Below are 25434 nucleotides of genomic sequence, written 5' to 3'. Positions count from 1 at the left end.
ATTTTTCGTCATCATAAAAAACACCGCCCTTCTGATATTTATTATATCAGAAAAGCGGTTCCAACAATAGCAAAACCCTGCAAAAGCAGGGCTTTGTCTACAATCTGAGAGCATAGCTGTAAGCTATGCTCTTATCCTATACTCTTATGAAATAACCTTTTAGGGTAAATATTTAAGTGCTTTTTTGCTCATTTTCCATGTCAAAAATGCTCATCTGTCCGATCATTGGCTCGTCCTTCAGGATGTTGCGGATCTGTACGGTGGTGAGGTTGTACTTCTCCGCAAGCTCCTTCAGATTGTAACCATTGTATTCCTTTTTGACCCGCCGGTTCCTGGCCGGTGCCACGATGTTCTCCGGCTTCGGGAAGTACAGCTCGTCACCGCAGGCGTAGATTGACAGTTCCACGAAGGCATCCACCCCGATGATGTCCACGATCGGGCGGTAGCGGTCGGCAATGTCTTCTTCTTTCGTCTCGTTGACAAGCTCCCTCATCAGTCGGTCCATCTGTCACACCTTCTTTACATAATCCAGGCAGATCCATCCGATTCCGGACTTCAGACGTCCCCATCCATTCTTTACTTCCACGATGGTATACTTCTTCTTTTCCCCGTCTTTTTCAGCAATGTGCCCGCTGGTGTCGTACTTCTTCGCCGGTCCCTTGCGGATCCATAACCAGTCACAGGTCGTATTGATCAGGAACGGAACTTTCCATTCATCTTCCGCCGCGGATGGATTCGGTGTGGATCCGGAGCCTGAGGCATTGTACCTGGTCAGATTCCATTTTTCGATGATGTTCACCAGTTTGGAGACGTACTTGGCGTCCGTCGCGTACCCGCCATCCTTGATGATCTGGACTGCTTTCCTGTAGTCCTTCTCGCCTGCCAGCCCTGCGTATCTCTGTTTCTTGCCGTTGGCTGCGTTCAGAAGGTACGCGGAGTGATCGGCAATGGATTCCTCGATACAGCCGTAGCGGCGGAAGTCTGACTTCTTCATGTACTGGTTGCCGTTTGCATCCTGTTCCGGCGACTCTTTGGTGTACTTGCTGGAGCCGTCCCAGGTGGTTCCCGGCCAGGTGTTGCCGGAGAGATTGGTCTTCATGCCGTGAAGGTTATTTCCTGCCTGCGCCAGGTCTGTCTGTCCGTAGCCGCTTTCCAGGATACCCTGTGCCAGGGATACACAGGCCAGGATACCGCTGGCTTTCTCATCTGCGGTGTACAGCGGTCCAACCTTCTCAATCCATTCTTTCTCACTCAGTCCCTTCAGCGCGGATGCCTGCAAGCCTTTCGCGTTGTTGGTGTAGATGCACTTCATGTCCGGATCAAAGACGCTGTATCCCGGTTTGGTCTTGCACACTGCCAGGGCTCCCGTCTTGGTTCCTGCGAAGAGCTGGTTCTTCTCATCGTCCTTGGTGAGGCGTACACGGTAATACTGTTCCGTCTTCGGCTGTGTGGCTATGCTCTTTACTCCCAAACCGTTCAGAATTCCCTGTGCAATTGCCCTTGCAAAGCTTTCCTTATTTGCGGTGTAGAACTTCATATCGTCCCCGTCGTCGATAAATGCAGTCTCCAGAAGGAAATACCTGGCTTCCTGCGCCTGTGCCCGGTTCAGATTCAAAAGACCGGTACTGGTATCCAAAAGCCACTCTTTAAATCCAAGATCCACAATCTGGGCAATGATCTCCCTTGCGATCGGACGTCCTGCATTGTTCGGATGGATGTATCCGCCCACGCCCGTGAACCCGCCATCTCCGTTCGGGTCTGCCTTGGCCTTCGCGTTGAAGTGAATCTCAACAGTCATGTCATAATCAGAGTAGACCGGAACATTCCCCTTCTTGCTCTGTGCATAACAGTTTTTGTTCGTGTCGTACAGGGTTACGTTCATGCGGCTGCCGATTGCGGTCTTTACCAGCTTCACCAGCTCCCTGGTGTAATCTGCTTCCTGTCCCCAGATGCTGCACGCTCCCGGGTCTCCCTCGCCGTGTCCGGCGATTAGAAATAACTTTTTCTTTGCTGCCATTTCAATCATCCTTTCTTTCCGCCCATCCATACCAGTGTCACAAGCGTGACGCATACGATCAGGATGTTTATTGTACTTGGTTCTATCATGTCCTAGTCCTCCGCCTTATAGTCCAGCCCGATGGCCAGGGAGCTGTCTACCGTGATGCACTTCTTCAGCTCTGTGATGGTGATGTCCAGCATATCGTCCGGCAGGTACTTCCGGATCAGCTCGCCTCTCTTAATCCGGTGGATGTAGTAGAGTTCTTCTTCCCAGGAATCCTCGGCCTTGAACACGGCGTTCAGGGTCTTCCGGTCTTTCTCGAACTCCCCGGTCAGCTTCTTCAGCAGAAGCTTCCGCTGCTTATCATCCGGGACAATGTGCAGCTGGTCCATCATATCCTCCAGGGACATCTCGAAGGTGTAGTCCCCGGTCGCAACCGACTTCAGCATGGTCTCAAACCCGGTGGTCAGCTTGTACTTGGTTTCCGTGGTCTCTGACACGTTCTTCTTGTATACGCCTTCCGGAAGCCACTTCTGCAAGCGGTCCGGGTTGGTGAGATCCAGCTTCTGCTTGTCTGTGATGGAAGCACTGCCTCCGTCACCGTAGAAACGGATGTACTGCTGGTTGCGGTCGTCCATGATACTCACGCCCCTGGCCTGAAGTTCCGCTTTGTACATATCAATGCTCCTGGCGGTCTGGAGGCGGAGCTTGTCCAGCTGTACCAGGGCATCCACCAGCTGTCCGCTGGTCTGTGTTTTCAGATCAATCTTCATTGCCTTCTCCTTTCTGCTCCTGTGCCTTTTCAAGGCAGGAGACGCAGATCCCCTTTCCTTTCAGCTTCAGGACATCCTCATCCGTTCCGCAGAACGCGCACCGGATCTCCCTGGGACGCAGGATCAACGCCCCATCTTTCTCCTCCAGTTCAATCACATCCTTGGGCTGGAGTCCCATGCTCCGGCGCATCTGTACCGGGATGTTGACTGCCCCGTTGGTAGACATTTTCTTCTGTACCATGTTTGTGCTCCTTTCTGCTGGCTACTCTTCCAGCGTTTCCTTCAGATACTCATACAGCTCGCCGGTGGTGTACCGGTCCCGCCCTTCTTCCTTGAGCTTCGCTGTGAACTCCTGCATCTTCATAGCTACTTGCAGCACCTTAGCCGCCCCGATTGCTTCCGGATGGACATTACCCTTATGGTCAACCCGTCCCATCACCCAGGAGACTGCCCTGGTAAGATAGATCCAGGAGTTTCCCTCTTCCGGCTCATTCCACTTGTTTTTGGTATTCTCTATGTAGTCCTTGCGGTTCAGGCGTTTCTTGACCGGCGGGATCACGCCTTTCTCTCTCAGTTCCTTCCGGATCTGTTTCATCTCTTCCTTTTCCCGCTTGGTCATTGGCTTGTATTTCTTCTTTGCCATTGCCTCTCCTTCCTTTTGTCCTCAGAAACCTATTCATCCCACAGTTCCCTCTCTGCCTGGTCGTCCATCAGCTTCTGCATAGCTGCCAGATGGATGTCCAGCATGGCGTCCTTCACGTCGTCCAGGCTTCTGCCCTGTTTCAGAGCCATCTCGCCCGCCAGGATCTGCATGGTCCCGCAGGTGGTAGCAAGGTCTTCCAGGACGATCACTTCGCCCTCGGCATCTATGCAGATCTTGCCGTTCTTCGCCCGAATCGTAACCCGAAAATCATTCACCGCCCGCCGCCTCCTGTCTCTCGATCATCTTCTTCAGTGCCTCGATCAGGTTGCTGCACTGTTCATAATTCAGCCACTCAACCCTCTCCACCTTGAACATCCGGCGGATAAACCCGGAGAGCCGCTTCGGGTTGTCGTCCCAGCCCAGTTCCTTGGTCAGCATGTAGATCTTGCGTCTCTGGTTGTCCGTGGCGTTTCCGGTCATGCCGACCGGTCTCTTCCTCTTCCCGGATGCTGACTCCTTCATCTGTCCCAGGACGTAAGCCACACGCCTCCGCTCCGGTTCGGTCAGCTCCTTCAGGGAATCCTTGCCGGTCTGTGCCTGTACGACCAGGTGGAGCTCTTCACTTCCCAGTTGAAGCTCCGGGGACTTCGCGATCCCCCACAGGGTCCGGATGGTCACTTTATGCTTCGGGATCCTCTTTCCTGCCATGTTATCTCCTTCCTGCGAACCGTCTTCTGCTTTCCTGTTCGGAAATGAAATCCGGAACGCTGATCTCGCCTGTGGTGGCGGCTCCTTCGTCAATGTGGCTGGTGGCAAGCTGCACATGGCAGCCGCCGTCCTCCATCCTCGCCATTGTCTTGTAGAATGCTCTCACGATCGCTGACGCCTGCACGCCTGCGTTCTTTCCTCTGATGCTGATTGTAATATTCTCCATGATTTTTCCTCCCTATAACATCATCATGCCAGATGCTTCCTGTACCATCTTCAGTGTGACTGTGTACTCCCCATGTGCTTTCATGACACGGAGCACGTTGTTGATGGTACGATCCAGGAGACGGAAGCACCCTGTCCTTGCAGAGAAGGCTCTGACTGCCAGCTCTTCCGCTGCGTCTTCCTCAATATCCCAGTCTTCCAGGTAGTCCTTCAGCTCTGCCTTGCTCAGTCCATGGAGTTTGTAGCAGAAGTCGATCCGGTTCGCAAAACGCTCCAGGACAGTCTTGATATCACTTTCCAGCTTTGGTTCCCCTGCGATCACGATGCCGACATTTGACTGGTCGAAGATACCGCGGAGAATTTCCATCTTTGCGGCTGTGTACTTGTTGATCAGCTTGTCCGCCTCGTCTACGATAATCAGGTAGCCCTCGTTTGCGTTCAAAAAGTCGCGGATCCGGTTCACGCGGCTCCAGATGGATCCGCTGGTAGATCTCGGCAGTCCCAGTCCCAGCTCCAGGGCCGTCACCAGATCCTTGGTGCTCATAGTGTCGTCGCATTCCATGTAAGCAACCCTCGGCATCTTGGAATATTCCTTCAAAGCGTATGTCTTGCCGTATCCACTGCGTCCGATGATGATTCCCAGTCCCCGGTCATCCTGACAGGACTGGCACACGGACAAAACACCAAGATAGTCACTGGATTCCAGGATCCGCTTCTTTTCCGGAAAGTGTTTCTCCGGAGTTTCTTCCGGTTCTTCCTCGTCGGATCCGTCCTGTGCTCTCATCTTCTCCAGCTTCTTCTTCGCTTTCGGATCGTTCTCCAGCGTTTCCTGGTACTTCTCTTCTGTCTCATCCAGGAACCGGTTCAGGATCTCTTCCACAGTGTCCGGGTTGCTTCTGTACTTACCGGACAGGTACTGGCTGATCATGGAACGGCTACAGTGATACTGTACCGCCAGCATCTGCTTGTTGATGCACAGCACTCTGAGGCGTTCGTTGACCTTTATAGCCAGAGGTGAGAGTGTCATAGCTTCGTTTTTAATAAGTTCGTTCATGGTGTTACCTTCCTTTCATTCATCCGTTTTGACATTTATCGTGAGATTATTCATTTCCTTTCATTGCATCCACCAGAAGCTCCAGGAGCATCATGGGGATGGCTATTGCGATCACCACCAGGAGGAGGATGCCCCAGGTGATTAGTCTGGCCAGCAGGCAGATACCTGTAAAAAGCTTTTCTTTCATCTATGCCTCCCTTGTCTTCCTCAGACGCTCCAGGGCTTTCTGTGCCTGGCTGTTCATGTATTCGCAGTTCGGACGCTCCTGGCGTTCCTGCATCTCCTGTCTCAGCTGGGATCCTGTCTGTCTCCAGGTTCTGTCCTGAGGCATCTGAGTGACCTTGCTGGACTTCTTGCCGCCCTCCATCTTCAGGCTGACAGCTCCGATCACCTTGTCAGCGTTCTGCTGCTGTTCGTTCAGCTCCTCAAATGGGATTCTGGCTTCCTCTGCGATCTTGCGGTCGCGTCTGAGCTGTGCGTTCTGCTGTTTCCTGTGCTGCTTCAGTGTCTCGTCTGATACCTTGCCGAACTGGAGCAGGTCGTAGCTCTCAGCAGAGCAGATCGGGCGTCCCTTCTTATCATAGACGTAGATCACGGATACATCATCCGGATCATACTTCACGTCCACCTTCTCACCGATGTGAGCCATCAGTTCCTGGTCGTTATAATAGAAACCATTTCTCTCAATGCCGGTGTTCCTTACCCTTGCGTCCTCCGACTTCATCATGAGGATGGTTGCCTGGGACTTCGGAGGCGGTGCCATCTCGTAGCGGTCGCCCTTCTCAAACAGGTCCCCCGGCCTTGTGTACTCCTCGCCAGCTTTCCGCAGTTCGGAGTGTACGCGGGTGGCATACTTTTCCAGTTTCCACTTCGTCCAGTGCTCATAAAGTTCTTCTATTGTCATCAGCTTGCCCTGCTTCGCCATCTCTTTGATGTCCTTATTCACCTTATTCGCCGTAAAGGAGCCTGTGAGGGTTCCGGTATAGCTTGTAACCCATTTGGTAAACTTCTGGCAAACCGTTCCGAAGAATCGCTCGATCTGTCCCTTCGTCCAAGGTTCATAAGGCATTGAGATGCGGATATCCTCGATACCAAGGGAGCGGTAGAAGCCCCTTGTCATGTCGTCAAAGGCCACTGCAAAGTGCTTGTCTTTCTCTGCCTGGTCGTGCCTGTACTTGCGGTCCACGCCCAGCATCTCCTTGGAGGTGTAGTCTTTTCCATTGTCAATGTACAGATACCGCGGGACGCTTCCTGCGTCGTGGTAGATCAGCTTCAAAAGGCTTGCCTTCAGTGTCTGGCTGTCTGCATCCTTGCACATCACATCCCCTAGGATCATGCGGCTTCTGGTGTCGATCCAGCATACCAGCTTCGGTCTGATCGGAACGATGTTCCCGTTTGGTGCCTTGTATGTAACCCAACAATCTAAGGTATGCTCGTCGCCCTGGATCATCTCCATCACCTGTAAGCTGGTCGTATCCCTGCGACGCTTGCACATGACTTTGTTCTTGTACTCCCTGGTACCGTTCGCCACCAGGAAGTGGGCGTTCTTCATTCCCTCGTCTTCCATCAGGAAGCTGATGTACCTTGCCACTGTCTGGTAGGACGGCATCTTCTTCCATCCCTTCAGTTCGCAGATGGCTTCCAGCTGCTCGTACAGCATCTGTTTTGTTCCTCGATTCCCGGCAAAGTCCTTGTCAAACCAGATGTTCTTGATAGTCTGCTGGACTTCTGCTGGCATGGAAGGGAACTTCCCGACATCCTTCGGCTTCCGGCAGAGGCAGAGGACGCGGAAATACTCGTAGGAGCATCCTTCTTCCTTCTCTTTCTTTCCCTGCCAGAAGAGTGCTTCGTTGTACGACTTGATCATCCGGTACAGGGTTCTGTACCCTTTCCCCAGGTGCTTCTGTGCGTACTCTTCGGCAAACTCTGTGATGTCTCCATATCTTCCAACAGTCTCCCGCAGGTACTGGCGTACCACGTTTCCAAGCTCTGCCGCCTGGTAGAACCGTTCCTTGTACTGCTCCATGTACCAGTCAATGTCTGTGTCCACGTACCAGGGCTGTTCTGTCTTCTGTTCTTCCTGGATGTCGCTTCCGTCAGCTGCAAGGGCTTTCAGTCTTTCCTGTTCCCGGTATGCGTTGCGGGCCTGCTTGGAAAGGGAATTGACTTTCACAAGCGTGATGTCCTTTCCGCCGCTTTCCCGTGTCTCGTTCCTGGTTTCCAGCTTTCCGCGTCTCGTCCTGGACTTTAATGTATTGTAGCTTACACCCTCCAGCCTTGCCGCTTCGTCCAGGGTGATATATGCTTCTGTTGCTCCCATGTTCACCCTCCTATGCTGACGCCCGGTATCTATCCGGGTTCAGATCCAGAACTGCGCAGATAGCAGTTAGATACTTTTCTCCACTCTTTCCTCCCCGCATGATGCGGCTGAGGTAGCTCTTCGATGTTCCAACTCTCTCTGCCAGATCCATCTGGCTCATGTCCTTGTCAGCTAGTTTCTTTTTTATATCTTTCCCCAGCGGCGTCAGTTTGTTCTTCTGTCCCGCCATATGATCACCCTCTTTTATCCAAAATATTTCATTTCTTTACTTCTTGTGTTAAAATCAAAATATGTTACTCATTGCCAACATTCATGAATAGGAGGTTTCCAAATGTACAAATTCAATGAAAACTACTCCCTAAACTGTGGTGTCCCTTTAAAACAGCCACTTCCCTGCCTTGAATACGACATTTCCCTTTATTGCAAATTCCTTCTTGAAATGATTTCAGTCCCATTTCCTGAATATTTAAGAGATTACAAGGAATGTCTACGTTATCACGCTGACCGGATAAATCAGGTCACTCCTTCCGAATTTTCTAATGAACTGCGGGTTTACATCATAGACTACCGTTTAAACATTTTGTTCGCTGCATTAGATTCTGATGGAAAGATTGCAACCGCATTTTCCAAATATCCTTACAATTCTACCATTCCAGAAGATTACTACTATGGAGATGGTGAATACATTGGTGGAGCTTTGTACCCTGGTCAACGCTATGATACACGTTCCATGCTGAATTTTTCTCTTAGATATGGCTTTCTGCCTATTGAAGAATTATCCATGGCTACTACTCTGGTCTTTTACGGAGACCGTTTAGATGACCGTCGCCCACTGTCACAATTTCAAACACAAGTTCTTATGCAGCGATACCGTACTAAGAATCTTGTTGACTGGAATGCAATAGTAAAAAGTATAAGTAAAGACTTCACTTGGCTGAAGTAGTGCCTTTCTTTTGTTTCGTCCAAGCCTCGTAGGGATTTCGGTCCTTACAGGGCTTGTAGTATTTATACTTCCCATTTGAATCTTCTCGAGCATTCTTATTGTAAAAAGTTGCATATATCCTTTGCATTACCACTATGGTTTTATCAAGGCATTCAAAGAAATAATTCGCCGGAACTTCTTCGCCGTGTAATCTATCAAATTCCTCTTTCAACATTTCACAGTAAACACTTTTTAACTGATCGAGCATAAAACTCAAATGCTGAATATCTTCTCCATTAAGTTCTATTTTAATTTTCGTCTTTTTCTCTTTTCTTTTACCGTCACTCATGTTACACTGACTGTGTAAAGAAATATTTGGTTTGTCAGTAGCTTGAATCATTTTGTTGAAGGTTTTTTCTATATCTTCCTTTTTCCATGGCTCATAAGGTACTGACGTATCAATGTTTGTTTCATTTTTGACCGCCTGGCTGGTATCCTGGCGGTCATTCTTTTTCTTTGTCATGTCTGATACTCCTTTCCACTGCATCTGTCCGGTCTGAATAATACCGATTCTGTGTTGCTTTCTCTGCTTTCCTTACATTCCCCAGCAGCTGCTCCAGTGATTTCAGCACTCTTGCGTTCTCTCGCGCCCATCCGCAAATCGGATCCAATTCACTGATTGCATCTTTCGCAGCCCTCCGGTCCTGTCTGGCTTCCTTCAGTGTCTTTGACAACCTCGCCATGTCGTGGTAGGAATCGTCGTGCAGCTCCAAGCGGTGCAGGATATCCTGTGTCTCACTGTCTGCTTCCGACTGTTTCATTCTTGCCACGTCGTACTCGATCTGTGCTTCTCTCACGAAGTCCAGGAACGCGGATATGTATTCACTTCGTTTCATTTCATTCACCTACTTTTGAGAGCCTGCGGATCTTCGGCTTGCCTCCGATCTTCTTCAAAGACATCCGGCTGACCACTTCCAGGTGCTCCGTGGTATTCTTGACCACCAGCCAGTTGTCCGGCTGTAATCCGTTCGACCTCATCAGCAGCTTCTGCTGAAGCGTTGGTTTCTTTCCGTTTTTCATGTCGTCCTCCTTTCTGACTTTCTGATACTAATATGTATTTTCGGTTCCGACTTAATAAAAAATGCAAGACTGTTCTCCCCTTCAGATTGGGGCTGGTTTCCACGAACGTGGCGAAGATTCCAGATGTTTTCTTGATGTGTTTGTGTTATAGTGTTTATTGGTAAATTTGTTTCCCTTGAAAGTATATTATCACCGTTTCTGAGAGATTGCAAGTACTTTTTCTCTCAATAGCGGAGATTTTTCAAGAGATTGGAGGTTATATGTTAGACATGTTAGGCATGAGAATAAAAGAACGTAGAAAACAAAAAGGGTTTACATTGAAACAAATTGAGCAACTAACCGGTATATCAAACGGCAATTTGAGTGAAATAGAAAGAGGAATCAAGACTCCTTCCCTTTCCTCGCTTGTTAAAATAGTGAATGTTCTTGAATGTTCCACGGATGATCTCATTTTTGGAGAAAACGAAAGTGGATTTATGGGAAGTAAAATCTCCGTTTCTGAGAGAGAGGCTACATTCCTGTCAGCGTTACGTGAACTGGATACAGATGACCAGGACGAGATCATGGATCTGATTGAAGTGAAAATCCGAAGGAAGAAACGCCTTGCAAAATCATCCGCTTCAGAGGTCACGGCAACAAGTGAAACCGCGTGATTTTTTTTGCCCTCTTAGGGTAAACTTGTTTCCCTTTTTTGCACCTTTGATTCAGTCCTGAAATACATCTATATAAACGCAGAAAAACCCTTGTTTTAAGCCAAAGGTGCAGGTTCCTTTTACAACGTACTTTTTGCACCTTTGTACTTGTGACGCTTTTGAGAATGTTTCTCTGCTCTCCCACGGTTTTTAGTTGATCCGTGACGCGACTCGTAACGCGAAGGAACGCCCATTTTACGCGGTTTTCTTGAACTATTTGCAGAAATAAAAATAACGCTATAACGCAGAGTTATAACGTCACAAGCGTTGCCCCGTAACGCGGGGCGTGTTAAAATGATCATGGTGATTGAATCACCTTCCTTTTATTCATTCCAATTCAAAAAAGAGCCAGGAACTCGCTGTTTATGCGGCTTTCCGGCTCTTTTTGTGGATAATGTGGATAACTTTCCTTTTTGTTCTGAAAAATGGGCTCTTTTCTCAAAAAACGTGTCAATCCTCGCCCCTCCTCTTTTCATTAACTCGCTGAATCCCTTGATTTTCCGGGGTTTCCCACCATTTCCCTGGTCCGTCCTCGTCGTCCCGTCGTTTCTGATACTATTGACAGTTATTCTGATAGAGTACAAAGTCACACAGTAAAAATAATTTTCTAACTGCATGACTCTTTTACTTGGCATAATATTTTATTATTTTCCCTCTCCCCAGATCTCTCCAAGAAGCTTTGCAATTGCTTTCATATCAATAGGCTTTACAATATATCCGTTCATGCCGCATTCAAATGCTTTTCGTCTGTCCTCATCAAAGGCATTTGCAGTCATGGCCACGATTGGAATATTGGCTTTTCGGTTATTTGGCAGTGTACGGATTTCTTTCGTCGCAGTATAACCATCCATTCTTGGCATCTGGATGTCCATCAGCACAAGGTCATATCTGTCCTCCGGAGCTTCATTGATGATATTGACCGTTTCAATTCCATCCTCCGCACTGTCGATCTGCATTCCGGTTTCCTCCAGAATTGCCAGTGCAAGTTCCCGGTTCAGCTCATTATCCTCTACCAGAAGAACCCTCTTGTCACTGTAATCATAGGAAATATCCAGGTCTTCCGGCTCCGTTTTCTCCATCTGGACAGGCCTTGTTAACACGCTTCTAAGTTCTGACATAACAATAGGCTTTGCCACAAAAGCAGTTGCTCCGGCTTCTCTTGCCTCTTTTTCAAAATCTGTCCAGTCGTATGCGGTCAGAACAATGATCGGAACATCCTCCCGGATCACCCGGCGGATCCTGCGGATGGTTTCAATTCCGTTCATATCCGGCATCAGATAATCCACAATATAAACCTTATACTCATCATTCAGCTCAGCTGCATCCTGCGCCCGAAGAACTGCTTCCCGGCCAGTTACCGTCCACTCAGGCTGCATCTCAATACTTCGGAGCATCTTGCAGACACTGCGGCAGGTATCCACATCATCATCCACCACAAGCGCTCTTGCACCCTTCAGTTCCCTGATAGGCTCATATTTGATCTGCTGCTTTGCAAGACGAAGGGTAAGGGTAACCGTAAACTTGGAACCTTTTCCCTCTTCGCTCTCCACTTCAATGGTACCGCCCATCATCTCCACAATGTTTTTGGTGATCGCCATCCCAAGGCCGGTTCCCTGAATCCCGCTTACGGTAGAAGACTGCTCTCTGGCAAAGGTGTCAAACACATGGCCCACGAATTCCGGTGACATTCCAATACCAGTGTCCTTGATCATAAATTCATAAGTGGTATATCCAATTGTCTGACATGGCTTTTCTACCAGATGGATGATAATATCGCCGCCAACAGGCGTGAACTTGATCGCATTTCCTACAATGTTGATCAGGATCTGATTCAAACGCAGCTTATCTGTTACCACATCTTCATTCTGCACATCCTGGGTGTCAATATAGAGATTCAGCTGCTTGGAATTAATCAGGCCCTGGATCATGGTACGCAGGTCGTGAAGCAGATCCGGCATATGTACCGGCTTCTCATCCAGCTTGACGCTGCCGCTTTCAATGCGGCTCATATCCAGAATATCATTGATCAGGCTCAGAAGATGGGTACTGGATGTGTTGATCTTTGCCAGATAATCCTGCACCCGTTCTGTATTGTCAATATGGGTCTGGGCAAGTGCTGTAAAACCGATGATCGCATTCATGGGAGTGCGGATATCATGGGACATGCTGTTCAGGAACATGGTCTTTGCCTTGTTTGCCTGCTGTGCTGCTGCCAGTGCAAGAGAAAGCTGATCCTGCTTTTCTCTTAGCTCCTCATCCTTTTCCAGCTCTGCTTCCAGCGCAGCTTCCACTTTTCTTTCTTCCTCTTTTAATTCCTCATTTTTCTGTTCCAGCTGTTTCTGGGTGAGCAGCAGATCCTGACGAAGCTCTATCTCCCCCACAAAAAATGCCACCAAAGCCGAAAACGTCTGGGCATAGGTCTGAAGGGACAGGCCAAAATTCATGTATTCATATGCAGTTGCTCCCGCCATCAGTGCAAAATAGGACCATCCAAGGAACTTCAAATTCTTACTAAATTTGTCATGATATTTCACCAGAAGCCAGAGTACCACGAACAAGGCTGCAATCGGTGCCACATGGGTAAGCTGATAATAAGTGCCCCTGCTGTAACCATTAGCGCTGTCAATGGAATAAAACCAGCCGAAATGTACATTCAAAGTCAATGCACCTATGGCAATCGCTTCCAGTGTCCAATAGACCTTTAATACGATTCCCGGCTTCTCATCCTCATTTCTGACCAGATTCCATATGAATATGGAAAAGAACACAGATACAAGGTCATTGGTAACAAACGTCACATAATTACTAACTCTTGTTACCGTTCCCCAAAAGAGACCTGGTACCCCGTCATATGCCCATGAAATCGCATCACTGACCAGTCTGGTAATACAGACGATCAGAAGGGATTTTTGTAACTTTTTTCTGCTTCAGTTCCCCCTTAAACAAATACATGATAACCCCAAATATCAGGGTAACCCATATTTCACTTGCTGCAAGCTGTACACTTTGCATTTCTCTTCCTCTCTTAAAAACCTACGCATTTCTTTTCCTGTAAAAATAGAGCTTCTTTATAATAATAAAATGAAATCCATAGTTCTATATATTATTTATTTTAACACTGCGTACTATAAACGCAGCGTATATATATTTGAATTTTATACCAAAATCATATTATTTTCAAGCAGTCCTCCCAAGTTTTCCCTTGTTATTTTTCCCATTATCAGATATACTCATTTCATATCAACCATAAAGGAGAAAAATAATGAGCAACTTAAATAAAACATGTCGTGTACACTACACTGGAACTTTTAATGATGGAACGAAATTTGATTCCTCTTATGACCGCGGGGAGCCACTGGAATTTGTGTGTGGTGCGGGCATGATGATCAAGGGATTTGATGAAGCTGTTAAGGATATGGAAGTGGGACAGATCGTGGATGTACATCTTATGCCAAAGGAAGCATATGGCATGTCCGATCCACAGAAGATCTTCACCATCCAGCTTACACAGCTCCCGGGAGCTGAGGAATTAGAAGAAGGCCAGCAGGTCTATCTCGCCAATTCCATGGGTCAGCCTTTCCCTGTAAAGGTAGTAAGCCGTGACGAAACCACCATCACCTTCGATGCCAACCATGAGATGGCTGGGAAAGAACTGAATTTTAAAATTGAGCTGATTGAAGTAACTGAATAATGCCATGTAAAAAGATCGTACAGAACAATCGCGACTGTACGATCTTTTCTTAATTTTCGTTTCTTCATACAAACACGCTCCGAAGGGTATCCATCAGTTTCTTCTCATCCAGTAGTTTCGCCAGGTGTCTGTTCATGCCAGAAGTACGGCTGTTGATAATATCCTCCGTAAAAGCATTGGCGCTCATAGCCACAATGGGAATCGTGGCTGCATCTGGGTGCTTCAGGGAACGTATTTTCCGGGTGGCATCCCAGCCGTTTAGCCTTGGCATCATAATATCCATAAGGATCATGTTATAATACCCAGGTGCAGATGCGGCAAATTTTTCAACACCTTCCACGCCATCCCTTGCACACTCTGCAAGGATACCATTTTCTTCCAGCATGAATTTGGCAATTTCCATATTCAACTCATTATCCTCTACGATCAGAGCCCGCATTCCCGTAAGCGTTACCTCATCCCTGCTCTTTAGCTTTTCCGTTCTTTTCTCTTCTCCTATTTTAAATGGAACCATCACCGTCACAGTTGTTCCCTGATTCTTCTGGCTTTCGATCTCAATGTTCCCGCCCAGTCTTTCTGCAAGCCTCTTCGCAATGGCAAGTCCCAGCCCGGTTCCCTGATACGTGGACCTGCTGGTCTCATTTTCCTGGGAAAATACATCGAAAGCATGTTCCAGAAAGCTCTCACTCATGCCGATCCCATTATCCGCACAGTAAAATTTATATTCCGCATGCGTATCATCTATGGCATTCTCCCTGCACCAGACACGTACACATCCACCTGGATTGGTGAATTTAACTGCATTATCTGCTATGGCATTTAAAAGCCGCTCCAGGTAAAGAGGATTTCCCGTCAGATAAACATGCCGGATATCTGACTTCTCCCAGTCCACAACATATTCAATATTCTTTTCCGCTGCCTGTGTCAGCTTTCCGGCATTTGCCCGGCTCAGCAATTCCGTCAGATTAAAAGCCATCTCCTGCTTCACCAGGTCCCCGGATTCCAGTTTATACATATCCAGAATATCATTTACAAGGGAAACAAGGTATTTCGAAGACTCCATGATCTTGTCCCTGCAATTCTTCTGGATCTCCGGATCATTTGGATAACAGTTGGCCAGATTCACCATCCCGATGATTCCATTCATAGGGGTTCGGATATCATGACTCATATTGGATAAAAATCTGGTTTTTAAAGCAGCGTCTTTCCTTGCCTCTGCAACCTGATACAAAAGCTCCTGCTCCTTTTTCTTGGCAGCACTGATACTGCGGATGGCACAAAGTACATGGGTCAGACGACCATTTTCATCCCGCTTCTTTTCAATAAAACGAAGCTTATGCCAGTTTCCATCCTTCATCCGGTATTCCATGACAATGGTCTGTTCATTTTTCATTCGCTCCGGCAGTGTAGAAAGATCTGTAAACTTGAAAAAAGCCTCCTGATATTCCTCCGCGATCTGCTTCTCACAAACCTTCTTATTTCCCTCCGACATCACACCAGAATTTGCGAACTTCAGCTTCTCTTTATCCCTGTTTGTAATTTCTTCGAACCAGTCTTCTTCAATATCAATCCGGGAAATATACTGATAGGTTTTGGCAATGGCAGAGATGATCTCATTCTGCAGCCTGGTTTCCTCCAGGGCCTTTCTCAGTTTCTCCTGAATGGCTCTTTCTTTATAAAGAATGCTGTCTATATTCCGATAGCCCAGAAGAATGACAAAACGGTCCTCTGTAACCACTTCCTTTACAGCATACGCCTCATAATAACTGTCCTTCCCCTCTTTGGAAGCACTGTGGTAATGATAAGTGATCTTATCTGCCTTACCCAACTGTTTTTTCATATTTTTACATAAGTGCCAGTCCAGGAATTCATTTTTGTCTTCCTCCAGGATAAAGGAATCTGCATACTGCCCTGTATATTCATCAAAGCTCTTAAGATCAGAACTTTTTTCTGCAATATATCTGGCATTTGTATTGGAAGCAAGACGCAAAATATCGTATTCGCCGGAATTAAGTTCGATCCGGTAAAGAGAAACATATTCTGGCAGCAATTTCTTCAAAACATGGCTTTCTTTTGACCTTGAATGGTTTTCTTCAAAAGTTAACTGCGCTTTATCTGAAGACATCATATTTTCTCCTCCATTTATTTCCCCGTTATTTTACCATAGAAGAAATAAGAATACCAGAAAAAAGCGCACAATACTTTACAATTTCTATACGTCTCAAATCTCTTTTTGATCGTCCGCCATCTCCGGATAAATCCCCACTAAAGAAATAAGCGGCAGCACTCTGAAATCCCGGAATGCAATTTTAATTTTCCTGATCTTTTCTGAAAAAACAGGAACAATCTTTTTATAGCCGATCACCGTTCCTGTATATACGGTCTCCCAGTCACCATCACCTTTTACAGACACCTCAAAAGCTTCCACTCTCTGGCTGTGCTGTATGGCCTCTTTTAATACCAGATATCCCACCTTTTCCGGCTTTTCCAATGTAAAAACAAGCTCCACCGGCATTCTGGATGTTTCTGGCTGATACCAGCAGTCTAAGCTGTCCACAGTCAGATTCCTAACTGGATGGTCCGCAGCTTCACTTGAAGCAAGGATAACCGTATTTTCGCTTAAGTTGTGGGAAAATGCTCTTTTCTGCCATTGTCCAAATTCTGCCAGGCGCTCCACATCCTTTTCGCAGAGCAGACCATTTGGCATAGGTGGGATATTTAAAAGAAAAGTTCCGTTTCCTCCCACAGATCCAACATAAATGTGGATCAATTCTTCCAGGCTTTTCACCTGGTCATCTTCGGCAGAGTGGTAGAACCAGCCTGGTCTGATAGAGGTATTGACTTCTGCCGGATACCAGATCAGATCTGTCTCCCCCTCAAGAGCCTTCCGGCTTCCCAGATCCTCCATATCACTGGTGATCTTCCTCTGGCGAAACTCCGCATCATCAGACTGCTGGCTTTTCTCCTGCACACTTCTGGAAGCATGAATCATATGGCAGATACCATCCAGCATCTCATCTGGCAGCAAAAGGACCAGGAAAAGAAAAAAAAGGGAATTGGAGCTGCAGATGCTGCAATACCAGCTGAACCCCCATTTTCTTTTTAATACCCTGAACAGTCTGCGCTTTGTGGCAGCCATGCATAAGGATCAGATCGTAAGCGATGGAATCCAGGCGCTTAGCAGTCTTTTACAGAACACCCTTACCAATAAGAACGAATACATTACCATCAAAGAAGAGCTGGAAAACCTGGAGAATTATTTTTTCATTTTAAGGATCCGGTACGCAGGAAGCTTCGAATATTCCTTCCATGTGGAGGATGACGAGCTTCTCTCCTGCCTGGTTCCCAAGCTGATCCTCCAGCCTCTGGCAGAGAATTCGGTGATGCATGGTTCTTCTGATGACGGTTCTGTGATGGAGATCCTGATCACAGTGTGGGAAGAAGATGGGCATATCGTAATGGAGCTTAAGGATGATGGAAAAGGATTTGAAGTTACACCGGAAGCCCTGGAGCCTCACAAAGAACGTAAAAAGATCGGCGTTTCAAACGTAAATGACCGGATCCAGCTGAATTTCGGCAAGGAATACGGTCTGCAGATCAACAGCCATCCAGGAGAGGGAACGACCTGCACACTGACTTTGCCAATGCTCTTTGCAGAAACCCTGACAGAAAGGACAACAAATGTATAGCATATTTATCATAGACGACGAACCCATTGTAAAAATTGCCCTACGCTCCATTCTTCCCTGGGAAGGACACGCTTCTGGCCTGCCTCAATAAAACTACTGAGAAATTACAGAAAAAAGCAGGCGAAAAAAGTGCGCTCCCGGAAGAAACGGTTTTCGAAAACCGGAACCGGCTTCTGCTTTCCTTTTTCCAGGGGGACAGCTCTCTTGCTGCATTTCGCCAGGAACATCCGGGAACGGATCTTGGCTTTATGGAAATCTTCTGCGGGATATGATCCTGGATGCCGTACAGGGTGCCTTACAGCCTTACATTCTTGTGCTGAACGATTACAGCGCGCTGGTAGTATTTTCCCAGAAGGAGCTGACGGTAAGCCAGATCAAAGTAGAACAGCAGGTAAAGAAATTGTACAACCGCTTTACCATGTACCAGTCCTTTGCACCGGATATGCCTTACCAGGAGGACCTTGGAAATTACGAAGAAGCAAGAGACATCTATCTGAGCTTTCACCAGAATGAAGGGCATTACAAAAATGACGTGGCAAAAACCATTTCCTACATAGAGGAAAACTATATGCACCGCCTAACACTGGCTTCTATTTCCGCAAATGTGAATCTTAGTTCCAGTTACCTGTGCCGGGTTTTCAAGTCCGAGGTGGGGACCAGCATTACCAGCTACCTGAATAATCTGCGGATCCGGAAGGCCGCCACACTGATCAAGGAAAAGGATCTTTCCCTGAAAGAAATTTCAGTTCTGGTCGGAATTGATGACCAGCTTTATTTCAGCCGGTTGTTTAAGAAGTGTATGGGGATTTCTCCGTCGGAATATGGGAAACGGTTTCATCAATGAAATGGGCGAAAAATGTCAACGCTTTATGAAAAAAGAAACAGCAAGTTTTTCAGCTTATAGCAACAGGGATGAGACAGCAGATCACACGGTCTCATCCCTGTATTTATTACCATTCACAACAACAAACCCTGGCTTTATGGGTTAATCACTTCATTCAGATCTGATACCACTTGATCTCATTTGCTTCCATATGTAATGCAAAGCTGCTGCCATCACCCTTGTATACCACCGTATCCTGTGGCTCATAGGTATTATTGACTACGCAGTATTTGCCGTTTTTCACATAAGCATGAACTTCTACATTGTAATTTGTAGAATACCAGCGGTTCAGTTCCTCCTCCGCAGATGCAGACCAGAGAACTGCGCGGTAGAGCACACGGCTGTTCTTGAAGCTGTATGGAAGTCCGCTGATATACACACCACGGCCTTTTCCAAAGGTCTTCACCGCCATCTGTACTTCCTGGTCCTTCTGGATCAGGATCTTGGTTTCTGGAAGGGCGAAAATATTCTTCTTGCCTTCCCCAAAGTCCACATCTCCTTCTGTATCCGCCAGAATAAAATGATCCTTATGCTCTTCCCAGTTGTATTTATCTGTATTTAAGTTAAAGCCTCTCTCTTCTTCCACACCCAGTACATCATCCAGCTGGAAGAATTTGCCCTGCCACTGATGGGCTGCCGGCTCGCCAACTCCGATGAAACCGCCGCCGTTATAGACGAATTCTTTCACAGCAGTGATAATGGTCTCATTTACCCAGTACTCGCCGCCGCTCTGTGCAGTATCCGCATCTCCAACATTGATCACGACGTCAAATTTCTTCAGCAGCTCTGGATCTGCCAGAATATCATCAAAGCTGATAAAGGAGACATCAAAAGGAGCTCCGCTTAACGCCTCGATAATTCCAAAATAGGAATAATTCTGTTTATAATAGATTGCGTGATGTACCATATGGTTGCCCCAGGAACGCATGCGGCCCCAGCAGTTTAATACGGCAACGCGCTTCACACAGTATGGAGTCACACCCTGGATATTGTCATAGAGAGTACGGAATTCCTGGCAGACCTCTTTGATATACTGGACAAAATCCGGGAACTGAAGAGCCAGCTTCAGATATCCGCCATAACCGATCCTCTGGATGGGGCTTCTAAGGATGGCACGTCTTGCAGTCACCCAGTTTACCTTCGCCTCTTTCACCGGGTCGCCGCCCTCGTGGAAGGTATCCGGGAAAAAGTATGGGAGAAAACGGCCCTCTGTGTATTTTACATTCTTAATATCACTGAACAGACGCAGGGTTGCACCATTGCCAACACTTCCGACCACTGCATCCAGTCCAATAGAAGCAAACTCATCCATAAAGGGCTCCATGCCAATCCAGTGATCGCCCATAAACATCATGGCTTCTTTGCCATATTCATGGACAATGTCAACCATCTCCCTGGCAAGTGCGGCAACCTCACGGCGCTGGAATGCCTGGAAGTCCTTGAATTCCCTGGATGGAATGCGGTAGGTATTGTTCATGTATCCCTGGTCGATAATATACTCCGGGCGGAATGGATAGCCCACCTCTTTTTCAAACTGCTCCAGCACATAGGGGCTGACAGAAGCGGAATAGCCAAACCAGTCTACATATTTCTCCCTTGCCAGCTCATCAAAGATCAGGGTAAACTGATGGAAAAAGGTGGTAAAACGTACTACATCTACATACTGGTGAGTGTCAAGGAATCTGCGAAGGCGCTCCAGGGAATGGGCTCTTGTCTTTGGCTGACGCACATCAAAGGTGATCTGTGGCTCCACATCTTTCCAGTCGTTTACCACTGCATTGTACATATGTACCGGATCCCACATGATATATGCCAGAAAGCTGACCGTATACTCATGGAAAAGCTTCGCTGGTGTAATTACCACATTTCCGCTTTCTTCCTCATAATGCCACTGGCTTACCGGAACTACTTCTCCTGTAGTACGGTCGATTACTTCCCACCACCTGGTAATATCATCCCGGGTGTTCACCTTCAGCATATCCGGATACAGGTGATCCATCAGGTGGATCTCCAGTTTGTCTGATGTTGCGGTGTGGAAAGAACTCATAATGTACATCTGCTGGATCTCATCCGGATTGGCCTTCGCCCATGCATTGTCCTTTCTGGTGGTATAATAGGTGGCATAGATCTTCGCGCCGGTATCCTTTAATTCCTGGGGAAATTCAGTTCCATCACAATCGCGGATGGCATCTGCCCCCCACTCGTCCATAATATCTAATGTTTCCTTTACCACATCCAGGTTCGTAGGAATGGTAACTCTGCCTTTTTTCTGCTCCATTTTGCAACCTCGCTTTATCTTTTTGATTTGTGATCTTTGTCTTTTGGTTTTTCCTGATTCTTCTTACGGATAGTATAAGAATACGTTTTTGGAGTCTGTTTTTCAACAGGGTTGTTGCTATGGTTTTTAGAAATCTTGCGGTATTTTCTTTTTTATGATATCTTTAGTATGTAAGTTCTTTAAATAATTCACAACAATTTACTTTGAAACACAAGGAGGAACTATGAGCACTCGTTCTTTTTCTTTTTCCAATGAAAATCCACTCTCCACAGAAGCAGTTCTGGTCAATGCCTCTTCCTCCAGATACGAAGAGGACTGGCCCAGCATTCCACACACTCATGCTTTTACAGAGCTTTTTTATGTTTCCAGAGGAAGCGGCGAATTTCTCATTGAAGATCAACGGTTTTCCATTGAAAAAGATGATCTGATCATTGTAAATCCTCACATTCAGCACACGGAAACCTCCCAAAGCTCCATGCCTCTTACTTATTATACGGTCGGGGTGGACGGGATCAGCTTTTCCTTCCGTGACCAGAGGGAATTTCAGATCTTTAACTGTCGGAAAATAGGTACTGATCTGTTGTTTTATTTCCACTCTCTTTTTCAGGAATTAGATGAAAAAAAAGAGGGCTATGAAGAGATTTGCAGGCATACCCTGTCCATCCTCATCGCCCAGCTCCGGCGGATCACAGATTCCGGCTTTCAGCTGGTGCCGTCCTTTCATCCCAGCAAAGAGTGCGCTCTGATCAAGCGCTATCTGGATTACAATTACGGGGAAGATATCAATCTGGATCAGCTGGCCGCCTTAAGCCATCTGAACAAATATTATTTAAGTCATGAATTTACACGATATTACGGGATTTCTCCTATTAACTATCTGAACCGCCGCAGGATTGAAGTCTGCAAGAATCTTCTGGAAAATACAGACCACGATATTTCCGATATCGCCCATCTGGCAGGATTCTCTTCCCAGAGCTATCTGGCACAGAGTTTTCGGAAATATTGCGGTATGACAGCCATGGAGTACCGACGCAGTAAGCATCAATAAACACTCTGCGAGAAATGTTAGCTTCTTTTTTATTCTTTACAACTTGTTTTTGGAAAATGGAAGCACTTTTCCGGTCTTAATGTAATACTCAATGCTTCCTTTCAATTCCAGCTGAAGGTCTGTAATAATAAAATGCTCCTTCCTCTCATTCCCAGCTCCCGCTTTGAACGGAATAACAGGCTGGGTAAGCTGTTTTTTAATAAACATATCCAGATTCGAATATCCCAGGTAACCAATCTTACCATTTCTCGTCAGCCAGAAATAGAGATATTATCCCTGGGCGTTTGGTCCGAATACCATGGCCTTTGCCCTCATGGTACGGAATTTGCCAAGCCAGGCAGAGCCAAGAGGGGTTTCCACATTTTTGTAGGCTTCATAAATATCCTCGATCTTTTTTGGCTGGCCCATGCCGATCATCATCACCATATCTGAGGATCCGGCGTTGTAACTCTCCGGGGTAGCAGCCATCCAGAACGAAACGCCTACAATGATCAGGATCGTGGCAACCGTGATCAGGATCATGGATTCATAGCCTTTCAGCAGCACCAATCCTCCAAGCAGTGCTACAATTACTCCCACAATGCGAAATGTCCATTTTCTCACATCCATGTTCTTTCCCTCCTTGCGGCTTTTGCCGTCTCTGAATTTTTATTACTGTCCACGACAAACGGCAACAAATTTTTCTCTATTTTACCATATTTCCTGCTATATTGGTGATTTTTCCTGCAAAAATATAACAAAATATGTGCAACGCTGCAAATTCTTAATTTCCAAGAACCGCTGATATCTGGATCTCTTTTTCCGTCTCACTAAGATCAAAGCTGCCGCCATCTTCCACTGTCATATGTACTTCATACAAAGTGTCCCCAGAGAGCGCATCCGGCATCTCACCGCTCTCCGTCTGAATATGCCACAGCTTGGCCGGAACTTCTGTCAGTTTTCCATTCGTGCCATATGCATAAAGCTTAAATGCCGCCGTCTCTCCAGAAAGCCCCTTCATGCGAAGTGCCACTGTAGTATTGGGATGGACATTTTCAACAGTTACCGTATTTAACCATCCTGCCACCTTTCCCTGGCCGCCCTCTGCCTCGAAGGTTTCCTGGCTAAGTACATTTCGCCACGCCTGATCCAGATCCACTTTCCGATAAGGCATTTCCGGCAGGTAAACAAATCTGTCCTGCAGCCTCAGAAGCTCCAGATAGCCAGTCGGACAATAAAGGGCATTTCCGCTGTTTCCCGCATACATGCCAATAGCCATATTGTTATATCCCGGCTTATTGGCCACGTCCATGGCAAATGCAGTCTCGCCGGTTTCAAAATCCAGCATGATATACTGCCACATTCCAGTTTCCAGATTCTGCACATAACCATAAATGTATCCGGTGGCTGTGGAAAGCTTCAGCATAGAAGTATCCGACAGGTCACTTCTGCACCAGATGCTCTTCATCTCGTAGCCGTTATCCGTTTTAATGGTGTCTACACGTTCCACGCCTGGTGTAATCATCTTGTTGCCCTGTCTCAGCCAGTTTTCATCGTAAATATTGGCGTAGCTCTGGATAGAAGAATCGCTGTCTGCATTTCCAAGGTTGGCACTTCCTGCACCAAACCAGTTGCATACAATAGTGCTTACCGTTCCCTCTCCATTGTCGTAGACGATTGCAGAGTTCTCAACAGAAACCTGGGTATCCTCTGAAAGCGCCTCCATTACCGGTGCACTTGCAACCACTTCGCCAGTTTTCATATCTACTGCAAGAAGGTTGACCGGGCTCTGGTTGTCTGTAAACATCACCAGATCCGGAGTCAGGGACGGGGAACAGCCGCTGCCTCATGCAAGACCGCCGCCTGTGGTGACATCGCCTTCCTCACTTTCCTTGGCGCCAACACTCTCATAAGGTGTTTCCCACACTTTTTTCACTCCATTGTCTGCCTGAAGCAGATAACAGTTCAGGTTGGTCAGGATCACAGCTCCGTCCTTTGACGCTGCAATGCCGTTTTCTGCTCCTTCCCCTGGAGTCAGTTCATATACAAATACAGAGTCCGAAAGGGTTACTTCCTTCCCATTCAGGATTCCCTCGATCGCTTCCCGGGAAATATAGCCCATTGCGCCCTGCTGCTGACGGTCCGGATAGATACGGAAGCCGCCGGTTGCAAACCAGAGATTTCCCTCATAATCGAAGACTACAGACAAAAGATTCTGGTCCAGTGTTTTTCCAAGCGCCTCCTCTGCCGCTGCCTTCACATCAATATCCAGTACTTTTTCGAAATGCGGAAGTACGTTTCCTGCCTCATCGACTGTCTTTAGCATAAGCACATGATTGTTGCTAGTAGGGCAGACCAGGCGGTTGCTCTCGTCCACAAAGGAGTAGGAACTCTGGATCATATAGCCGCCTCCGTCCTGCTCTTTCGGTGAAAAATAGCCTTCCGTCTGTGTTTCCTCTGCATTAATATCACGAATGGCAAGCCCTCCTAAAAAGGGAACCACCGCATGTCCATAGGTATCAAAAAAGATAGCGGGGGATGCATTTGCATTTGTTTTTTCATAAGAGACATTGATCTCGGAATAAATTCCCACTGGCAAAACTTCATCTGTGGAGTCTGTGTTGTAACAGTCGTGATGGATGTTGGAATCGCTCTTTGCCATATATGGATTCTCATCCACGGATTTTGCCGCAAGGGGCTTTATGGGAATCTCCGTGGTTCCGGCTGCCTGCTCAGTCCCTTTGGTATCTGCAGACGCGCTTTCCTCTGTTTGAACTGCTTCCCCATAAACCATATTTACACTGCTCCCAGTTGTTGCTGTAACCATACATGCCAGCATGGCAAGAATAAACGCTCTCTTCTTCATTTTGTTTTCCTCCTGAGTGTTTGTATGATATCCATAAAAAATGCCAGGCAGAATCATCCCTTATTTTGTTACTGCTGACCCTGCTCAAATAATTTTGCCGCGCTCCATCCACGCCCGAAGACCTTCCTGGATTTTTTCCTCTTCTACAGGTTCCAGGAAAAAGTATTCTACGCGGAGTCTGAATGCGTGAAGTGAAAAATCAAGATCACTGCACCAGATGATCCCGCACCCTGGATGCAGGGAGCGCAGATGTTCCGCGGCATTTAGTCCGGATACGCCGGGCAGCACAAGAAAGACCAGATCTGGTACCGTATCCTGTATTTTCCGGAAAAATAACTCCACATCCTTGTATATTTCAACCAAAGGAAATATGCCTGCGCTGGTGCAGTAATCCTTCATACACTCTGCATAGCTTTTTCCGTCATGTTCCTTGTCCGTTAATACAGCGATACCGTACACAGAAGTCCCTCCCATTGGTTCTAGATTTCTTACTGCTTTGTTGAGCATATTATAAAAAAGCGGGGAAATATTTCAATCCTTTTGTCACGAAGTGTCGCAAAATAGCACGAATGGTAAAGTTCTGA

31 protein-coding genes are annotated in these 25434 nt (G+C 47.0%); 6 read left to right on the top strand and 25 right to left on the bottom strand.

Annotated features, from left to right (window positions below; all coding sequences use genetic code 11):
- Positions 1–172: 172 nt before the first annotated feature.
- The 12 genes from ACTQ50_RS14675 to ACTQ50_RS14620 all read right to left on the bottom strand — a co-directional run bounded on the left by ACTQ50_RS14675 (position 173) and on the right by ACTQ50_RS14620 (position 7951).
- On the bottom strand, positions 173–505 hold the full coding sequence (locus ACTQ50_RS14675) for a Mor transcription activator family protein (protein WP_173770749.1): 333 nt from the start codon (positions 503–505) through the stop codon (positions 173–175).
- Between the two features lie 3 nt (positions 506–508).
- On the bottom strand, positions 509–2017 hold the full coding sequence (locus tag ACTQ50_RS14670) for a glucosaminidase domain-containing protein (protein WP_441484812.1): 1509 nt from the start codon (positions 2015–2017) through the stop codon (positions 509–511).
- A gap of 92 nt (positions 2018–2109) precedes the next feature.
- Positions 2110–2772, bottom strand: a complete 663-nt coding sequence (locus ACTQ50_RS14665; RefSeq protein WP_441484811.1) for a hypothetical protein — start codon at positions 2770–2772, stop codon at positions 2110–2112.
- Positions 2762–3013: an AbrB/MazE/SpoVT family DNA-binding domain-containing protein gene (locus tag ACTQ50_RS14660; protein WP_441484810.1), complete on the bottom strand. Its 252-nt coding sequence runs from the start codon at positions 3011–3013 to the stop codon at positions 2762–2764. Before ACTQ50_RS14660 ends, ACTQ50_RS14665 begins: the two co-directional genes overlap by 11 nt.
- 21 nt (positions 3014–3034) lie before the next feature.
- Positions 3035–3415, bottom strand: coding sequence for an addiction module toxin RelE (locus tag ACTQ50_RS14655; RefSeq protein ID WP_342982220.1), 381 nt, complete (start codon positions 3413–3415; stop codon positions 3035–3037).
- A 29-nt stretch (positions 3416–3444) separates the two neighbouring features.
- Complete coding sequence (locus ACTQ50_RS14650) at positions 3445–3690, bottom strand: hypothetical protein (protein ID WP_441484809.1); 246 nt, start codon at positions 3688–3690, stop codon at positions 3445–3447.
- Positions 3683–4123, bottom strand: coding sequence for a regulatory protein GemA (locus ACTQ50_RS14645; protein WP_441484808.1), 441 nt, complete (start codon positions 4121–4123; stop codon positions 3683–3685). Before ACTQ50_RS14645 ends, ACTQ50_RS14650 begins: the two co-directional genes overlap by 8 nt.
- A 1-nt stretch (position 4124) precedes the next feature.
- Positions 4125–4349 (bottom strand): hypothetical protein, encoded by a 225-nt coding sequence (locus tag ACTQ50_RS14640; RefSeq protein WP_173770755.1) that lies wholly within the window; start codon positions 4347–4349, stop codon positions 4125–4127.
- 12 nt (positions 4350–4361) lie between these two features.
- Entirely contained in the window at positions 4362–5402 is a 1041-nt protein-coding gene (locus tag ACTQ50_RS14635) for an AAA family ATPase (RefSeq protein ID WP_441484807.1), read from the bottom strand.
- Between the two features lie 46 nt (positions 5403–5448).
- Positions 5449–5589: a hypothetical protein gene (locus tag ACTQ50_RS14630; protein WP_342982551.1), complete on the bottom strand. Its 141-nt coding sequence runs from the start codon at positions 5587–5589 to the stop codon at positions 5449–5451.
- Positions 5590–7722, bottom strand: a complete 2133-nt coding sequence (locus ACTQ50_RS14625) for a Mu transposase C-terminal domain-containing protein (RefSeq protein WP_441484806.1) — start codon at positions 7720–7722, stop codon at positions 5590–5592.
- A 10-nt stretch (positions 7723–7732) separates the two neighbouring features.
- Complete coding sequence (locus ACTQ50_RS14620) at positions 7733–7951, bottom strand: helix-turn-helix domain-containing protein (protein ID WP_342982553.1); 219 nt, start codon at positions 7949–7951, stop codon at positions 7733–7735.
- 102 nt (positions 7952–8053) lie between these two features.
- Between ACTQ50_RS14620 and ACTQ50_RS14615 the strand changes: the two genes are divergently transcribed.
- Complete coding sequence (locus tag ACTQ50_RS14615) at positions 8054–8665, top strand: hypothetical protein (protein WP_441484805.1); 612 nt, start codon at positions 8054–8056, stop codon at positions 8663–8665.
- Here ACTQ50_RS14615 and ACTQ50_RS14610 read toward each other — a convergent pair.
- The 3 genes from ACTQ50_RS14610 to ACTQ50_RS14600 are packed head-to-tail and all read right to left on the bottom strand — an operon-like array spanning position 8649 to position 9724.
- A complete protein-coding gene (locus tag ACTQ50_RS14610; RefSeq protein WP_441484804.1) occupies positions 8649–9167 on the bottom strand; it encodes a hypothetical protein in 519 nt (172 codons plus the stop codon). The two genes, ACTQ50_RS14615 and ACTQ50_RS14610, sit on opposite strands and share 17 nt — an antisense overlap.
- The gene (locus ACTQ50_RS14605; protein WP_441484803.1) at positions 9148–9540 is read right to left on the bottom strand and encodes a hypothetical protein; all 393 of its coding nucleotides are present in this window, start codon (positions 9538–9540) and stop codon (positions 9148–9150) included. The genes ACTQ50_RS14610 and ACTQ50_RS14605 overlap by 20 nt, the downstream gene beginning before the upstream one ends.
- Before the next feature lies 1 nt (position 9541).
- Positions 9542–9724, bottom strand: coding sequence for a DUF6906 family protein (locus ACTQ50_RS14600; RefSeq protein ID WP_441484802.1), 183 nt, complete (start codon positions 9722–9724; stop codon positions 9542–9544).
- A gap of 260 nt (positions 9725–9984) precedes the next feature.
- On the opposite strand from ACTQ50_RS14600, the gene ACTQ50_RS14595 reads away from it, so the two are divergent.
- Positions 9985–10377, top strand: coding sequence for a helix-turn-helix domain-containing protein (locus ACTQ50_RS14595; protein WP_441484801.1), 393 nt, complete (start codon positions 9985–9987; stop codon positions 10375–10377).
- Between the two features lie 683 nt (positions 10378–11060).
- On the opposite strand, the gene ACTQ50_RS14590 is transcribed toward ACTQ50_RS14595, so the two are convergent.
- Together ACTQ50_RS14590 and ACTQ50_RS14585 are read right to left on the bottom strand one after the other, a co-directional pair.
- Positions 11061–13214, bottom strand: a complete 2154-nt coding sequence (locus ACTQ50_RS14590; protein ID WP_441484800.1) for a response regulator — start codon at positions 13212–13214, stop codon at positions 11061–11063.
- 70 nt (positions 13215–13284) lie between these two features.
- Positions 13285–13428, bottom strand: coding sequence for a hypothetical protein (locus tag ACTQ50_RS14585; RefSeq protein ID WP_441484799.1), 144 nt, complete (start codon positions 13426–13428; stop codon positions 13285–13287).
- Between the two features lie 250 nt (positions 13429–13678).
- Here ACTQ50_RS14585 and ACTQ50_RS14580 point away from each other — a divergent pair, with 250 nt between their 5' ends.
- Positions 13679–14107 carry an FKBP-type peptidyl-prolyl cis-trans isomerase gene (locus ACTQ50_RS14580; RefSeq protein ID WP_441484798.1) on the top strand — a complete coding sequence of 143 codons (429 nt, stop codon included), beginning with the start codon at positions 13679–13681 and terminating at the stop codon, positions 14105–14107.
- 64 nt (positions 14108–14171) lie between these two features.
- On the opposite strand, the gene ACTQ50_RS14575 is transcribed toward ACTQ50_RS14580, so the two are convergent.
- Both ACTQ50_RS14575 and ACTQ50_RS14570 read right to left on the bottom strand, forming a co-directional pair.
- Positions 14172–16235, bottom strand: a complete 2064-nt coding sequence (locus tag ACTQ50_RS14575) for an ATP-binding response regulator (RefSeq protein ID WP_441484797.1) — start codon at positions 16233–16235, stop codon at positions 14172–14174.
- A 93-nt stretch (positions 16236–16328) separates the two neighbouring features.
- Entirely contained in the window at positions 16329–17099 is a 771-nt protein-coding gene (locus tag ACTQ50_RS14570; protein WP_441484796.1) for an alpha-L-fucosidase, read from the bottom strand.
- A 76-nt stretch (positions 17100–17175) separates the two neighbouring features.
- Here ACTQ50_RS14570 and ACTQ50_RS14565 point away from each other — a divergent pair, with 76 nt between their 5' ends.
- The gene (locus ACTQ50_RS14565) at positions 17176–17796 is read left to right on the top strand and encodes a sensor histidine kinase (RefSeq protein WP_441484795.1); all 621 of its coding nucleotides are present in this window, start codon (positions 17176–17178) and stop codon (positions 17794–17796) included.
- 268 nt (positions 17797–18064) lie between these two features.
- Positions 18065–18640 (top strand): helix-turn-helix domain-containing protein, encoded by a 576-nt coding sequence (locus ACTQ50_RS14560; protein WP_441484794.1) that lies wholly within the window; start codon positions 18065–18067, stop codon positions 18638–18640.
- Positions 18641–18794: 154 nt separating this feature from the next.
- On the opposite strand, the gene gnpA is transcribed toward ACTQ50_RS14560, so the two are convergent.
- Complete coding sequence (gene gnpA / locus ACTQ50_RS14555; RefSeq protein ID WP_441484793.1) at positions 18795–20957, bottom strand: 1,3-beta-galactosyl-N-acetylhexosamine phosphorylase; 2163 nt, start codon at positions 20955–20957, stop codon at positions 18795–18797.
- Positions 20958–21180: 223 nt separating this feature from the next.
- Here gnpA and ACTQ50_RS14550 point away from each other — a divergent pair, with 223 nt between their 5' ends.
- Positions 21181–22005 (top strand): AraC family transcriptional regulator, encoded by an 825-nt coding sequence (locus ACTQ50_RS14550; RefSeq protein WP_441484792.1) that lies wholly within the window; start codon positions 21181–21183, stop codon positions 22003–22005.
- A 36-nt stretch (positions 22006–22041) separates the two neighbouring features.
- On the opposite strand, the gene ACTQ50_RS14545 is transcribed toward ACTQ50_RS14550, so the two are convergent.
- From ACTQ50_RS14545 to ACTQ50_RS14525, 5 genes are all read right to left on the bottom strand, one after another.
- Positions 22042–22212, bottom strand: a complete 171-nt coding sequence (locus tag ACTQ50_RS14545; protein ID WP_441484791.1) for a hypothetical protein — start codon at positions 22210–22212, stop codon at positions 22042–22044.
- 63 nt (positions 22213–22275) lie between these two features.
- Complete coding sequence (locus ACTQ50_RS14540) at positions 22276–22614, bottom strand: hypothetical protein (protein WP_441484790.1); 339 nt, start codon at positions 22612–22614, stop codon at positions 22276–22278.
- Between the two features lie 154 nt (positions 22615–22768).
- Entirely contained in the window at positions 22769–23791 is a 1023-nt protein-coding gene (locus tag ACTQ50_RS14535; protein WP_441484789.1) for a hypothetical protein, read from the bottom strand.
- 39 nt (positions 23792–23830) lie between these two features.
- Entirely contained in the window at positions 23831–24850 is a 1020-nt protein-coding gene (locus tag ACTQ50_RS14530; RefSeq protein ID WP_441484788.1) for a hypothetical protein, read from the bottom strand.
- An 84-nt stretch (positions 24851–24934) separates the two neighbouring features.
- The gene (locus ACTQ50_RS14525; protein WP_441484787.1) at positions 24935–25309 is read right to left on the bottom strand and encodes a response regulator; all 375 of its coding nucleotides are present in this window, start codon (positions 25307–25309) and stop codon (positions 24935–24937) included.
- Positions 25310–25434: the final 125 nt, after the last annotated feature.

It is taken from the genome of Blautia sp. Sow4_E7, from assembly GCF_052116245.1.
Lineage (GTDB): Bacteria > Bacillota > Clostridia > Lachnospirales > Lachnospiraceae > Blautia_A.
Note: the sequence above shows the minus strand (reverse complement) of the source record. Positions and strands in the feature narration are given on the sequence as shown.

Excerpts from the sequence above, each read along its gene's own strand:
- ACTQ50_RS14675 (WP_173770749.1), bottom strand. The coding sequence starts at position 505 with ATGGACCGACTGATGAGGGAGCTTGTCAACGAGACGAAAGAAGAAGAC.
- ACTQ50_RS14670 (WP_441484812.1), bottom strand. The coding sequence starts at position 2,017 with ATGGCAGCAAAGAAAAAGTTATTTCTAATCGCCGGACACGGCGAGGGA.
- ACTQ50_RS14665 (WP_441484811.1), bottom strand. The coding sequence starts at position 2,772 with ATGAAGATTGATCTGAAAACACAGACCAGCGGACAGCTGGTGGATGCC.
- ACTQ50_RS14660 (WP_441484810.1), bottom strand. The coding sequence starts at position 3,013 with ATGGTACAGAAGAAAATGTCTACCAACGGGGCAGTCAACATCCCGGTA.
- ACTQ50_RS14655 (WP_342982220.1), bottom strand. The coding sequence starts at position 3,415 with ATGGCAAAGAAGAAATACAAGCCAATGACCAAGCGGGAAAAGGAAGAG.
- ACTQ50_RS14645 (WP_441484808.1), bottom strand. The coding sequence starts at position 4,123 with ATGGCAGGAAAGAGGATCCCGAAGCATAAAGTGACCATCCGGACCCTG.
- ACTQ50_RS14640 (WP_173770755.1), bottom strand. The coding sequence starts at position 4,349 with ATGGAGAATATTACAATCAGCATCAGAGGAAAGAACGCAGGCGTGCAG.
- ACTQ50_RS14635 (WP_441484807.1), bottom strand. The coding sequence starts at position 5,402 with ATGAACGAACTTATTAAAAACGAAGCTATGACACTCTCACCTCTGGCT.
- ACTQ50_RS14630 (WP_342982551.1), bottom strand. The coding sequence starts at position 5,589 with ATGAAAGAAAAGCTTTTTACAGGTATCTGCCTGCTGGCCAGACTAATC.
- ACTQ50_RS14625 (WP_441484806.1), bottom strand. The coding sequence starts at position 7,722 with ATGGGAGCAACAGAAGCATATATCACCCTGGACGAAGCGGCAAGGCTG.
- ACTQ50_RS14620 (WP_342982553.1), bottom strand. The coding sequence starts at position 7,951 with ATGGCGGGACAGAAGAACAAACTGACGCCGCTGGGGAAAGATATAAAA.
- ACTQ50_RS14615 (WP_441484805.1), top strand. The coding sequence starts at position 8,054 with ATGTACAAATTCAATGAAAACTACTCCCTAAACTGTGGTGTCCCTTTA.
- ACTQ50_RS14610 (WP_441484804.1), bottom strand. The coding sequence starts at position 9,167 with ATGACAAAGAAAAAGAATGACCGCCAGGATACCAGCCAGGCGGTCAAA.
- ACTQ50_RS14605 (WP_441484803.1), bottom strand. The coding sequence starts at position 9,540 with ATGAAACGAAGTGAATACATATCCGCGTTCCTGGACTTCGTGAGAGAA.
- ACTQ50_RS14600 (WP_441484802.1), bottom strand. The coding sequence starts at position 9,724 with ATGAAAAACGGAAAGAAACCAACGCTTCAGCAGAAGCTGCTGATGAGG.
- ACTQ50_RS14595 (WP_441484801.1), top strand. The coding sequence starts at position 9,985 with ATGTTAGACATGTTAGGCATGAGAATAAAAGAACGTAGAAAACAAAAA.
- ACTQ50_RS14585 (WP_441484799.1), bottom strand. The coding sequence starts at position 13,428 with ATGCAAAGTGTACAGCTTGCAGCAAGTGAAATATGGGTTACCCTGATA.
- ACTQ50_RS14580 (WP_441484798.1), top strand. The coding sequence starts at position 13,679 with ATGAGCAACTTAAATAAAACATGTCGTGTACACTACACTGGAACTTTT.
- ACTQ50_RS14575 (WP_441484797.1), bottom strand. The coding sequence starts at position 16,235 with ATGATGTCTTCAGATAAAGCGCAGTTAACTTTTGAAGAAAACCATTCA.
- ACTQ50_RS14570 (WP_441484796.1), bottom strand. The coding sequence starts at position 17,099 with ATGATTCATGCTTCCAGAAGTGTGCAGGAGAAAAGCCAGCAGTCTGAT.
- ACTQ50_RS14565 (WP_441484795.1), top strand. The coding sequence starts at position 17,176 with ATGCTGCAATACCAGCTGAACCCCCATTTTCTTTTTAATACCCTGAAC.
- ACTQ50_RS14560 (WP_441484794.1), top strand. The coding sequence starts at position 18,065 with ATGATCCTGGATGCCGTACAGGGTGCCTTACAGCCTTACATTCTTGTG.
- gnpA (WP_441484793.1), bottom strand. The coding sequence starts at position 20,957 with ATGGAGCAGAAAAAAGGCAGAGTTACCATTCCTACGAACCTGGATGTG.
- ACTQ50_RS14550 (WP_441484792.1), top strand. The coding sequence starts at position 21,181 with ATGAGCACTCGTTCTTTTTCTTTTTCCAATGAAAATCCACTCTCCACA.
- ACTQ50_RS14545 (WP_441484791.1), bottom strand. The coding sequence starts at position 22,212 with ATGTTTATTAAAAAACAGCTTACCCAGCCTGTTATTCCGTTCAAAGCG.
- ACTQ50_RS14540 (WP_441484790.1), bottom strand. The coding sequence starts at position 22,614 with ATGGATGTGAGAAAATGGACATTTCGCATTGTGGGAGTAATTGTAGCA.
- ACTQ50_RS14535 (WP_441484789.1), bottom strand. The coding sequence starts at position 23,791 with ATGTTTACAGACAACCAGAGCCCGGTCAACCTTCTTGCAGTAGATATG.
- ACTQ50_RS14530 (WP_441484788.1), bottom strand. The coding sequence starts at position 24,850 with ATGAAGAAGAGAGCGTTTATTCTTGCCATGCTGGCATGTATGGTTACA.